The 13,073-nt window shown below is 62.6% G+C and carries 6 protein-coding genes; 3 read left to right on the forward strand and 3 right to left on the reverse strand.

Going from position 1 to position 13,073, the window contains the following annotated elements; translation table 11 throughout:
- Positions 1-27: 27 nt before the first annotated feature.
- The 3 genes from C4N04_RS23440 to C4N04_RS23450 form a co-directional block, all read right to left on the reverse strand.
- Complete coding sequence (locus C4N04_RS23440; protein ID WP_106797145.1) at positions 28-6,450, reverse strand: translocation/assembly module TamB domain-containing protein; 6,423 nt, start codon at positions 6,448-6,450, stop codon at positions 28-30.
- A gap of 66 nt (positions 6,451-6,516) precedes the next feature.
- Positions 6,517-8,445, reverse strand: coding sequence for an autotransporter assembly complex family protein (locus C4N04_RS23445; protein WP_199852499.1), 1,929 nt, complete (start codon positions 8,443-8,445; stop codon positions 6,517-6,519).
- A gap of 169 nt (positions 8,446-8,614) precedes the next feature.
- The gene (locus tag C4N04_RS23450; protein ID WP_004679653.1) at positions 8,615-8,872 is read right to left on the reverse strand and encodes a YMGG-like glycine zipper-containing protein; all 258 of its coding nucleotides are present in this window, start codon (positions 8,870-8,872) and stop codon (positions 8,615-8,617) included.
- Positions 8,873-9,198: 326 nt separating this feature from the next.
- On the opposite strand from C4N04_RS23450, the gene hemA reads away from it, so the two are divergent.
- The 3 genes from hemA (at position 9,199) to C4N04_RS23465 (ending at position 13,021) form a co-directional block, all read left to right on the forward strand.
- The gene (gene hemA / locus C4N04_RS23455; protein WP_106797161.1) at positions 9,199-10,413 is read left to right on the forward strand and encodes a 5-aminolevulinate synthase; all 1,215 of its coding nucleotides are present in this window, start codon (positions 9,199-9,201) and stop codon (positions 10,411-10,413) included.
- 337 nt (positions 10,414-10,750) lie between these two features.
- Entirely contained in the window at positions 10,751-11,728 is a 978-nt protein-coding gene (locus C4N04_RS23460) for a LacI family DNA-binding transcriptional regulator (RefSeq protein ID WP_038691679.1), read from the forward strand.
- 54 nt (positions 11,729-11,782) lie between these two features.
- Positions 11,783-13,021 carry a sugar ABC transporter substrate-binding protein gene (locus tag C4N04_RS23465; protein WP_039622559.1) on the forward strand — a complete coding sequence of 413 codons (1,239 nt, stop codon included), beginning with the start codon at positions 11,783-11,785 and terminating at the stop codon, positions 13,019-13,021.
- Positions 13,022-13,073: the final 52 nt, after the last annotated feature.

Here is a 13,073-nt window from a genome sequence, read left to right on the forward strand (position 1 = left end):
GATTGCGCAAAACAAAGGTAAGCCGCCTCAATACTCACGCTCATAAACGATGCCGGCTTCGCCCGCCCCGTTGCCGCCGGCGGCGCCGCGCAGTTTAACGCCGCGGCCGACATCGAGATTGATGATCGCCTTGGCGCCGGCCGCCCCGCCCTGCTGCAGTTCGAAATAGGTGCGGTCGTTGAGATAGCGGCCGACGCTGACGCTCGTCTGGCCCTTCTCGTCGGTGCTGACGTCGAAATCGTCGACGCCGAGCTGGTTGCGCAAGCCTTCGAAAAGCGAGGTGGAGCGGTTGCCGGCCAGCTGGCTGACGGCATCGGCGAGTTGGGCGATCTGCACCGGCGACAGCTTCGACATCGACTGGCCGAAAATCAGCTGCGCCAGCACCTCGTCCTGCGGCAGCTGCGGCGAGGAGGAAAAGGTGATCGAAGGATCGGTGGCGAGGCCGGCCACATCAACCGTCAGGGTCGTCGTGCCGGAGGTGGAGGTGGCTTCCATGTCGAGTGCCGGTGTCAGATCACCGGCAAAGGTGATCCTGCTCTTGTCGGAGAAGTTCAGACGGCGATTGAGAATGGTCAGCCGGCCACGGCGCATGGTGAAACCGCCGGTGACGATGGGTGCCGCGGCCGTTCCGCGGATCGTCACGCGGCCGCCGAGCTCGGCATCGATGCCACGGCCGCGCACGAAGATTTGCGAGGGCGCGTCGATTTCGAGATCGAGGGTGATGACGGAAGATTTCTCGCCGGTTTTCCGTCCGCCGCCATCCCGCAGCTGCGCAAGCACCGCCCGCGGTGCGTTCTTGTGCCGTATGTCGATTTCGCTGAGGGAGGTCGGCAATTTTTCCGGGACGGTGATCGAGGTCTTGTCCAGCCGCAGTTTGCCGCTCAGCGTGGCGTTCATGATCGGTCCGCGCAGGCCCACTGTCCCGTTGACGGTCGAGACGACGAGGGTTCCGTCGACATAAACCGCCTTGTCGAGCTTGATCGAAATGTCGGCGGGAAAGCCGCCGGCCGGCTGGATACCGATGGTGCCGCTCGCCGAAATCGTGCCGCCGCCGCCGAGATTGCCGCTGAGGCGCGATATCACGGCCTGGGTGCCATTGAAGGTCACGGTGGCTGCGAGATTGTTGACGGCAAGATTGCGTCTGACGTCGACGAGCTTGGCGCCATTGGTCGAGACCGTGCCGTTGATGACAGGTGCTGCGGCCGTCCCGCCGATCGCAAGATTGACGGTGGCGACCCCGTCGGCGACAAGGCCCTGCTGCGCAAGCGGAGTGCCGAGCACCGCGAAAGGAACATTGCCGTTGAAGCGCAGGTCGAGAGCCCGATTGCCTGATATAACGACACTGCCGCCACCCTTGAGCGACATGCCGGCATCGCCAGCAAGACTGGTTTCGACGGTCAGCTTGCTGCCGGCCAGCTTTCCGGAGGCCCCGATGCTGAGCGGCGAAAGACCGGCGCCCTTGGTCTGGCTCGTCGCGGCGTTCTTCCAATCGACCTTGAAATCGACAGCGGGCGAGGACAGCGTGCCGGTCGCCTTGGCGCTCGCCGAGAACGTGCCGTCGGCGCCGATACCAGGAACAAAGCCGTTGGCGATGGCAGCCGGAACATTGGCAGCGTTTGCCGTGACGTCGATCGATCGGATCGATGTGCCTGCAATGGAAAGATTGCCGGCGGCTTTCAGGTTAATGCCGCCGCTGCCGCGGAGGTCAGCATCAAAATCGAGCCTGTCGCCGGCGTATTTTCCTGTGGCCGCCAGCGCAAGACGGGAGAGGCCGGCAGCCTTGGTGTGGCTGGTCGCGGCATCCTTCCAGTCAAGCTTGAAATCGACGATCGGATCAGCCGGCGTTCCCGATGTGACGGCGCTTGCCGAAAGCGTGCCTTCAGCCCCGAGACCGGGAACAAAGGCATTGGCAATATTTGCCGGCAGGGCGGGAATATCGGCATTGACCGAAAGGTCGCGGATGGCCGTTCCGGCAATCGTGACGCCGCCAGTCGCCTTGGCCAGCACGCCGTCCTTGCCGGCGAGGTTGGCATCGAAATCGACCCTGTCATTGGCGAATTTGCCGGATGCCGCGGCGCTGAGACCGGAAAGACCGCTGCTCCTGGTCTGGGCGGTTGCGGCGTTCTTCCAGTCGAGCTTGAAGTCGACAGCGGGCTTGGGAAGCGCGCCGGAGGCAGATGCGGTTCCCGACACCGTGCCCTCCGCCGCAAGGCCGGGAACGAAGCCGTTGGCAAGGCTGGCTGGCAGATTGGCGAGATCGGCCTTGACGTCAAGGTTGCGGACCGAGGTGCCCGATATCGCGACATTGCCCGCAGCTTTCAGCGAGAGGCCGTCCTTGCCGCCAAGATTGGCGTTGAAATCAAGCTTATTGTCGGCAAGGTGGCCCGAGGCGGCAAGCGCAAGACCGGAAAGTTGGGCGGTCCTGGTGTGGCTGGTTGCGGCATCCGTCCAGTCGAGCTTGAAATCGGCCTTCGGTGCGGCGGGTGTACCGGCCGCAGACATGGTGCCGGATATCGTGCCGCCAGCCGCCAGTCCGGGAACGAAGGCATTGGCGAGAGCCGCCGGGACCTTGGCGATCTCGGCATCGAGCTTCACGCTGTCGATCGCCGTGCCGGCGAGGGCGACATTGCCCACCGCCTTCAGCGAGAGGCCCTGATCGCCAAGGGCTGCTGCGTTGAAATCAAGATTGTTCTCGGCAAATTTTCCCGATGTGGTAATGCCGAGAGCGGCAAGCCCGGCACGCCTGGTGTGGCTCGTTGCAGCGTCTTTCCAACTGAGATCAAAATTGGCGGTCGGCGCGGAAGGCGAGCCTGCCGCCGAGATCTTTCCCGAGACGGAGCCTTCGGCAGCGAGATCGGCGACGAAGCTGTTTGCAATACTTGCCGGGATATTTGCCAAGATCGCATCCGCCTTGGCGGCGCCGACCGTCTTACCGGTAATGGCGACATCGCCGTTTGCCTTGAGCGAGAGGCCGTCGGCGCCGCTGGCCGCAGCGTCGAAATCGAGCTTGTTGTCGGCGAATTTGCCGGATGCCGTCACGCCGAAACCGGCGAGGCCGGCGCGTTTGGTGTGGCTGGTGACGGCATTTTGCCAATGGAGATCGAAATCGGCGGTCGGGGCGGCAAGGGATCCGCTCGCCGAGACCGTTCCGGAGACAAGGCCAGCCGCTGCGAGATCGGGGACGAAACCGTTTGCAACAGCTGCAGGGATATTGGCCAGTGCCGCGTCGATCTTGGCGCTACCGATTGTCGTCCCGGTGACCTCGACGTTGCCGTTTGCCTTCAGCGATAAGCTGTCGGCGCCGCTGACCGCGGCATTGAAATCGAGCGTGTTGTCGGCGAATTTGCCGGACGCGGTCACATCAAGAGCCGTAAGACCGGCGCGTTTGGTGTGGCTCGTCGCAGCGCTCTTCCACGCGAGATCGAAATTTGCGGTCGGAGCCTTGAGGGAGCCGGCGGCGTTCACCCTTCCGGTAATCGTGCCTTCGGCGGCGAGATCGGGAACAAAACCATTGGCGACACCGGCGGGCAGGTTGAGGATATCGGCGTCGATATCGAGCACCGGCGCCGCCGGATCGGCGAGGCCGAGATTGCCGGCCGCCTTGAGCGAGAGGCCGTCGGCGCTGCCGATCCTCGTGTCGAAATCGAGCTTCCTGTCGGCAAATTTGCCGCCGGCGGTGATGCCGAGCGGCGCCAAGCCGGCCCCCTTGGTCTGGCCCGTCGTCGCATCTTTCCAGTCAAGCTTGAAGTCGGCGATGGGTGCGGCCGGCGTTCCCGTCACGGCGATCGTTCCGGAGATCGTGCCGCCAGCCGAAAGGTTGGGCACGAAACCGTTGGCGAGTGCTGCCGGCAGCTCCTTGATGACGGCATCGAGCTTCAGCGTCTGCCCGGCCGAACCGGTGACGCTCACCGAGCCGGTGCCCGTTTTCAGCGTCAGTCCGTTCAGACTGGCGGCGCCACCGGCGATTTTGACCTGCGTCGCTGCGTCAAGCTCGAGCGGGATGTTGCGCGGACTTGCCGAGAAACGATCGAGGTTTACGTCGATCGTGCCGTCCGCCGTCTGGATATTGCCGGTCGCCAGCACCGGATTGCCATCATAGGCGGCATTGAGATCGAAGTCGGTTTGATTCTGCTGCTTGGTGAAAGCCAGCGAAAGGCCGGCAAGACTGTTTGCGCCGGCATTCACCTCCTCAGCCCGGACCGTGCCGTTTGCCGCAAGGGCGCCGAGATCGCTGACCGTGACGTCGATCTCGGGTTTGACGACGGCGAGTGTATCGCGGCGAAGCGAAGCGCCCCTCGCCTGCAGCTTCACGGCGACCTTGCCATCATCGCCGGCGATGTCGAGCGATCCCTTGAGATCGCCTTCGGCTTTCTGTCCGCCGAGCGCAGCCAACAGGCCAATATTGGGAAAATCGAAAGTCAATGCGCCCGAGGGCGTCAGTGAGGGTGAAAATTCGAGATTGCCGGTCAGCCGGTTGCCGCCGATGTCGGCGGTCAGTGCCGGAATGCTCATCCTGCCGTTCTCCGAGCGGATATCGCCGTTGACGTCGATCGGCTGGCCGTCGATCGTGCCGGTGGCGGCAATCTTGCCTTGTGGCGACTTCGGATCGGCGACACCCGACAGGTCGACATTAAGATTGGCGAGCGTGCGGTCGGCCATTTGAAGGCTGGTGGCCTTGAGATTGGCCGTCACCGCAATTGCCGGCAGTTCGCCGCCGATTCGCACTGCGTAGCCTGCTCCGCCGCTTGCACCCGGCATCAGCTTGCCGATATCGGGCAGCCGGCCCGAGAGATCGGCGTTCAAAGTCGAGCCGTCGAGCGCGACGTTGCCAGCAGCTTCGAGCGTTCCGGAATTGACGACGAGGTTGGACAGCGCGAATTTCGACGGGACGGTGCCCGCCACCTGGCTTTCGAGAGAAATAGGACCGTCGAACCTGCTTGTCGCCGCAGCCGGCAGAGCCGCCGGCGCGATGATCACCTTGACATTGCCGGTCAGCGCGCGGTCTGTCAGCCGGTAGGAGCCGTTGAGGCTGCCGTTGATATTGGCGCTTTCGACGGTGGTGCCATTGAAACCAATGCTGCCGGCCGCGATCTGCAGCGGCGCGGCGATGGTAACAGGGCCTTTGACCGCACGGTTGAGGTTCGGCTCGGCAAAAGTCGCGTCTCCGGCGACGAGGCGCAGCTGGACGCTGCCAGAGCGGGCGGCAAGATTGAAGGCGTCGCTCTTTGCCGTCAGCTTGACGTTGCCGATATCGGCCTGCGGGAGGGTCGCGCTGTCGAGCGAGCCGCTGACGCTCAGCCGGGCGGCTTGCGAGTCGCCGGTCAGCGCCAGGTTGAGACCGGATATCAGGAAGCGCGCTTCGCCTTCGGCGAGCGGCCAGCGGAAATCGACAGGCCCGGAAGGGCCGAGCAGGTTGGCGTTGAGGCTATTGTTGCCTGCCGGATCAAGCGTGCCGGATGCGGCAATGACGACGCTGCCGGTAGCGACATTGCCCGTCTGAATATCGATCTTGCCATGATCGTTGAAGGTGGCGGCAAGATCGATGTTGGTCTGGCCGGCGAAAAGCGGCCGGAATGCTGCCGGCAGAAGTGAGCTCAGGTCACCCCCGCCCTTGAGGTCGAGATGGTGCAGCCCGTCGGCGGTGATCGCATGCCGGCCTTCGATTGCGGCCCGCTGTTGTCCGTCGAGCGCCGCCTGCAATTTGCCTGTCCAGTCGGATATCGGTCCCTGGCCGTCGAGGTCAATGTTGACGGCAGGACTATCCGGCAGACCGAGGAAGCCTGCGAGCAGCCCGCCCTTCGGCTCGGCCAGCTGTGCCTTCAGCAGCAGCCGGTTTTCGGCCGGCGCATAGGCGATATCGGCGGTAAGCCGCGCATCCGGGACCGCGTGGCGGCTGACTTTGACGATCGCTTCGCCGCCGTCGCCAGCTGCCGAGAGGCTGCCTTCGGCGGCGAGGGCAAAGGCGCGCCCGGCAAAGGCTTCGGCAAGTTTGATATTGGGCAGCGCAACCTGGTCGACATCGATCTTGATCGGCAGAGAGAAGCCGCCGGAATTTTCGGCATCGGGCCGGGAGGGCAGGGTGCGCACCGGCTTGCGCAGCACGTCAATCGCTTCGATCTCGAAGCGCTTGGCGTGGAAGGTTCCCGTCAGCAGCGCCAGCGGATTCCAGTCAATGGCCACGCCGTGGATCTCAGCAAAAACGCCCCTCGTGTCGGAGATGGAGATCTCGGCGGCGCGAAGCCCGCCGGTCAACAGACCTTCCGGTTCGCGCACCTCGATCGTCATGTCGCGATTGGAAAGCGTGGAGGCTATTTTTTCGGTGACGATACGGGCGCCAAAAGAGGTGAAGCCGAAGATCGCAAGCGCTGCGACGGCGAGAATCAATGTGGCGCCCACGGCATAGCCGGTGAGCCGTATGATCCAGTTGACGATTTTTGCCAGCGTTTGCATCGGCGCGGACACTACCCCCGTTTTCATGACGGCTCACAGATCGGACATGACAGCGGAATCGCAGTCCTAGAAGGACTGGCCGATGCCGGCGTAAATTCCATAATCTGTGCCATCTTCGTACTTGTTCAGCGGCACGGCAAAATCAAGCCGCAGCGGGCCGAAAGGTGTGGCATATCGTATTCCAGCGCCGGCGCCAGCGCGGATATCGGAAAAACCAGGGAAGGTGCTGTCCGATACGGTGCCGACATCGACGAAGGGAACGAGGCCGATCGTATCGGTGATCTTGATGCGGGCCTCCAGCGAAGCCGTGACATAGGAGCGGCCGCCGGTGGCGTCGCCATTGGCGTTGTAAGGCGAGATTTCTTGATAGCTGTATCCGCGCACCGAACCGCCGCCGCCGGCAAAGAAGCGTTGCGTGGCGGGAATGTCTTCGATCCCGCCGCCGCCGATCAGCACGCCGGCCGCGACCTTGCCGGCAAGCACGAGGCGATCCTCGGCCCCGAACGGCAGATAGCCGGAGATCGAGCCCTCGAACGCTGCATAGGGTGTGGCGTTGAAGATCTCGTAGCCCGGCTTTACCGAAACCGTCGCGCGATAGCCTTCCGTCGGGTTGAATTTGTCGTCGCGCGCGTCGCGATCGTATTGGATCGGCAAGGTGAAGGTCAGATAGTCGTTGGTGCCGAAGGCGTCGTCATCGCGCTCCCAGCTGACTTCGCCGCTCGCCGAGATCGTGTCCTTGTCGGTCAACTCATAGGAAAGGCCAAGCGAGGCGGTGATGAGCGTCGCGTTATAAGCATCCGGATTCTGGGTCTTGGCAACGATGCCGGCCTTCAGCGTGGCGGCTGGGAAAAAGGCGCCGGGCTTGGTGAAAAGGATGCCGGCGGAATAGTCGAGGCTGCCGACATCGGTGGTTTCGCCGAGCCGTGATACCGATCCCTCGATCCGCAGCGTTTCGGCTTCGCCGAACAGGTTGCGGTGGCCCCAATAGCCCTGGACGCCAAAGCCGTCGGTAGTGGAATATTGGGCGCCGACGCCGAAATAGCGCCTCTTGCCTTCGGAAACCTCAATTGTCATCGGCAGCGTGCCGTCCGGCGCCAGCGCATCGCCCTCATGAATGGTGACGCTCGAAAAGACGCCGAGGGCGCGAAGCCGCTCACCGGCCTTCTTCAGGGTTTCCGGCGAATAGGCGTCGCCTTTGTTCAGTCTGGAATAACGCTGGATAAAGCCCGGCCTCACGGTTTTTTCGCCGGTGACGCCGACATCGCCGATCGGGGCGACCGGCCCGCCCTCGGCGGAAAGCACGATATCGACGGTATCGCTTCTGTGGTCGGCGACGACCTTGCGCTCGGTCAATTTGGCAAAGGGCCGGCCTTCGGTCTTCAGCTGTTCGACGATCTTATCGCCGGCCTTGATGATGGCGAGCGAACCGGCTTCGGCGCCCGGGGCAAGGTCGTAATCGGCGGGATTGCGGTCTGCGGCGTCACCGCCGAACTGCACTTCCCTGACCCTGAAGACGGGGCCCGGGGTTATGTCGACGGTGACGGGAATCGGCCCGGAGCGGTCGAAGGTCGGATTGGGCGGCAGGTCGTCAATGTTCTGGCCGTCGATGGTGATCGTCACCACGCCGCCGTAGCGGGCGTTTTCATACAGGGCGGCAATCAGTCTTTCGCGGTCGTCGCGCGCCTTGACGACGATGCCGAGATCGCCGGAGACCGGCTGTTTCTGGTCGCTGACGAGGCGGGAGCTGTTCTCCAACGCTTCCTTGAGATCAGGATCGGCGGTGTCGGCCTTCAGTTCGACCTGATAGCGCACCGGATCAGGCACCTGTTGAGCGTCGTCCTCGTCCTTGCCGAATATAGTGATGCCGAAAAGCTTGAAGGCATAAGCGTCGCCGATCAGGACCGGTGAGAAAGCAGCTGCCGCTGCGACCACCATCATGGTGCCTGTTCGCCGATACGCAGTACCTGTTTTCGGGCTTATCCCTCTAATCCGCATACGCCGCTTTTGGTTACGTCTACAATGAAGCTTCGTTGCCCAGCCGTGAACAGCTTAGCGGCAAAATCGCGCGGGGTGTACCATTTTAAATTGCCAGCGCACTAAATTAGCACAAAAAATCCCGGATGTGTGTCCGGGATTTCCTGATTTGGCCGATGTGCAAGCGCTCTCAGCGCGGGCAGGCGTCGATGTAGCGGCGGCCGTAGCGGTCGCGATAGTAGCATTGGCCGGGCTGTTCGGCGACGCTGCCGATGAGGGCGCCGGACACGCCGCCGATCGCCGCGCCGACTGCCGCGCCACGGACATTGCCGGTGACTGCGCCACCGATGACGGCACCGGATGCAGCGCCGATGCCGGCGCCCTGCTGGGTCGGTGTGCAGCTTGCGATCGACAGGCCGATCAATGCGAGTATGACAGCTTTCTTCATCACTTTTCTCCTGGGTTGTCGCCCGATGGGCATAGGCCGTCCCTAGTCTTTTTTCGCCACGCTAGTCCGAAAACTATGTCGGAAGAAAGGGTTGTCCACTCTTGGCCCGATTTTTTTGCAATATGGGCATTGTCGCTGCCGAGCGGTTTTCGCGATTCCATTTCGTCTATGCCGCATCAGTTGAGTGATCCGCGCTCGCGTATTTTTTTATCTGGAATCATTCAAAAAACTGGGCCTTTTGCCGCAGTTGATGTTAAAGCAAAGGGTAAGCATTGACGCGCGGACGTCCGGTCGGCAAGAACGGCCGCGTGATACTGGAGCATATGATGGATTTCGAAGCGTTTTTCAAAAGCGAGCTGGACGGGCTTCATGCCGAGGGCCGTTACCGCGTTTTTGCCGATCTCGAGCGTCAGCGCGGCCACTTCCCGCGCGCCACGCGCCATACGGCCGATGGCGAAAAGGACGTCACGGTCTGGTGCTCCAACGACTATCTCGGCATGGGCCAGAACCCAAAAGTGATCGAGGCGATGAAGGCCGCCATCGACCACTGTGGCGCGGGTGCGGGAGGCACCCGGAATATATCTGGCACCAACCACTATCACGTCCTGCTCGAGCGTGAGCTCGCCGACCTGCACGGCAAGGAATCGGCACTGATCTTCACCTCGGGCTATGTCTCCAACTGGGCAGCACTCGGCACGCTCGGCGCCAAGATCCCCGGCCTGATCATCTTTTCCGATGCGCTGAACCATGCCTCGATGATCGAGGGCATCCGTTACGCCAAATGCGGCAAGGTGATCTGGAAGCACAATGACGTCGCCGATCTCGAAGCCAAGCTGAAAGCCGCCGATCCGAAGGCGCCGAAGCTGATCGCCTTCGAGAGCGTCTATTCGATGGATGGCGATATCGCCCCGATAAAGGAGATCTGCGACCTCGCCGACAAATACGGGGCGATGACCTATCTCGACGAGGTCCATGGCGTCGGCATGTACGGCCCGCGCGGCGGCGGCATTGCCGAACGCGAGGGGCTGATGGACCGGCTGACCGTCATCGAGGGCACGCTCGGCAAGGCCTTCGGAGTGATGGGCGGCTATATCGCCGCGTCGGCTGCCCTTTGCGACTTCATCCGCTCGTTTGCCTCCGGCTTCATCTTCACCACGGCGCTGCCGCCGGCGCTTGCCGCCGGCGCGGTCGCGTCGATCCAGCACCTGAAGGTCAGCCAGTTCGAGCGCGCCCGCCATCAGGACCGGGTGCGCAAGCTGCGCTCGCTGCTCGACCAGCGCGGCATTCCGCATATGCACAATCCCGGCCATATCGTGCCGGTGATGGTCGGCGATGCCGCCAAGTGCAAGTGGATCTCCGACCTGCTGCTCGACAATTGCGGCGTCTACGTCCAGCCGATCAACTATCCCACAGTGCCGAAGAAGACCGAGCGGCTGCGCATCACGCCGACACCGCTGCATTCCGACGCCGATATCGCCCATCTCGTCGAGGCGCTGCATTCGCTCTGGTCGCGCTGCGCGCTGGCAAGGCACGTCGCCTGATTCTCTCAACATCGTCCGGTTCGAATCGCGGCCCGAATCGCCATCCGAGATTCTGGCGCGATTGGTTTTGCGGCCGTGAGACTTCGCCCCTAAACCTCTTTCGGCCTGCACAGTGCCATCCGGCGCTGGTGCATTGGGACGTGACCCATCGGTCTCAGAGTCCGGGCGCTTGCTTTTCACCGTGGAGCACCTCGTCGATGCCGGCCCGCCGAATTGCACGAGAAAACCTTTTCTCACTTGACAGTGGACTTGGTAAAAGCTTTTCTCAATCCAACTTCAGAAGGAGGAAGCTCTGAACCTAACGGGAGGGAAAAGAGGCAGGATCACCATCCATGAGGTGGCATCGGCGGCCGGGGTCAGCATTTCGACGGCGTCGAAGGCGCTCAACGATACCGGCCGGATGGGGGCGGAAACGCGCGAGCGGGTGAAGCGGATCGCCGGCGAAATCGGCTACCGGCCGAACGCACTGGCGAGAGGTCTTCTCAGCAAGCGCAGCTTCACCATCGGACTGCTGACGAACGACACTTACGGCCGTTTCACGCTGCCTGTGATGGCGGGCATTTCGGACGCGCTCGTCGATCATGGGGTTTCGGTTTTTCTGTGCGCCATCGAAGACGATCCGGCGCTCGCCCAGACCCATGTCGATGCGATGCTGGACAAGCAGGTCGACGGCATCATTGCGACCGGCAAGCGGCTGGACAGGCGTCTGCCCGTCGATCTGTCGAATTTGCATGTGCCCGTCGTCTACGCCTTCACGGAGGGGACGCAGAACAGCGTTACCTTTCGTTCGGACGACGAACAGGGCGCGAAACTGGCGGTCGAATGGCTCGCGAAGATCGGGCGGCGGCGGATCGCGCATATCACCGGCCCGGAGGAGTTTTTTTCGGTCCGGGAACGGGCCGGCGCCTATCACCAGGTGGCGGGCCATCGTGAGCCCGTGCTTTACGGCGTCTGGTCGGAAAGCTGGGGCCATGAGGCGGTCGAGCAGCTGTGGAAGAGGCCGGGCGAGAAGCCGGACGGGCTCTTCTGCGGCAACGACCAGATCGCCCGCGGCGCCGTCGACGCGCTGCGTGAGCGCGGCATCGAGGTGCCCCAGGACGTCTCGGTGATCGGCTTCGACAATTGGGAGATCGTCGCGGCTCAGACGCGGCCGCCGCTGACGACGGTGGATATGGAGCTAAAGGAGCTCGGGCGGCAGGCCGGATTGACGGTGCTGGCGCTTGCGGAGGGACGGTTCGTCGAGCCGGGTGTCAGAAAATTGCCGTGCCGGCTGATCGTCCGGCAGTCATGCGGGGGCGAAGCCTCCGGGAAGTGAAAGCAAGGGAATGAGCGAAGGCGCGAGGAGATGCGCCATATTGGGAGGAATGTCATGATCAAGCGTCTATTGGCGGCGACCGGCATCGCTACCTTGTGCCTGTTTTCGGCTGCGTCGGCTGCCGAAAATGTCGAAATGTGGGTTCGCTCGGGGATCGGCGACGCCTTCAAGAAGGTCGTCGAAGCCTATAATTCCAGCCATGAGAACAAGGTCGTGATGACCGAAGTGCCGTTCTCCGAACTGGTGCAGAAATATGCGACCGCAATCGCCGGCGGGCAAGCGCCCGATGCGCTGTCGATGGATCTGATCTATAATCCCGCCTTTGCCGCGGCCGGCCAGCTGGAAGACCTGACGGACTGGGCAAAATCGCTTCCCTATTTCAATTCGCTGTCGCCGTCGCATGTCCGCCTCGGCACCTATCAGGACAAGATCTACGGTCTGCCGCTCTCGGTCGAGACTTCGGTTTTCGCCTGGAACAAGGATCTCTACAAGAAGGCCGGTCTCGACCCGGAGAAAGCGCCGGCGACCTGGGATGAAATCACCGCCAACGCCGAGAAGATCCGGGCGCTGGGTGACGACACTTACGGCTTCTATTTCTCCGGCGGCGGCTGCGGCGGCTGCATGATCTTCACCTTTACGCCGCTCGTCTGGGGTGCCGGCGCCGACATCCTGTCGGCCGACAGCAAGACGGCAACGCTCGATACGCCTCAGATGCGCAAGGCGGTCGATATCTACCGCAACATGGTCAAGAAGGATCTGGTGCCGGCGGGTGCGGCCAGCGACAACGGCACGAACTTCCTGACCTTCACCAACGGCAAGATCGGGCAGCAAAGCCTCGGCGCCTTTGCCATCGGGACTTTGGTGACCCAGCATCCCGAGATCAATTTCGGCGTCACCCTCATTCCGGGCGTCGACGGCAAACCTTCGTCCTTTGCCGGCGGGGACAACTTCGTCATCACCAAGGGAACGAAGAAGATCGACGCGGTGAAGGAGTTCCTCGAATATATCTATTCGATGGACGGCCAGAAGATCATGGCGAAATATGGCAGCTTGCCGACGCGCGGTGATATTGCCGACAAGGTGCTGGAGGGCCTCGATCCGCGTATGCAGGTCGGCCTCAAGGCGATCAGCGTCGCCAAGACGCCCTATACGCTGCAGTTCAACGACCTGATCAACAGCGCCAACGGCCCATGGGCAAGCTTCACCAACGCGGCGATCTTCGGCGACGATGTCGACGGCGCGTTTTCAAGCGCCCAGTCGGAAATGCAATCGATCATCGATAGCGGCCAGTAGACTCTCCCACGGCCGCGGCCGGGGAGCGGTGGCAGCTTCCCGGCCAATTCCG

It is taken from the genome of Rhizobium sp. H4 (genome assembly GCF_003013335.1).
Taxonomy (GTDB): Bacteria; Pseudomonadota; Alphaproteobacteria; order Rhizobiales; family Rhizobiaceae; genus Rhizobium; species Rhizobium sophoriradicis.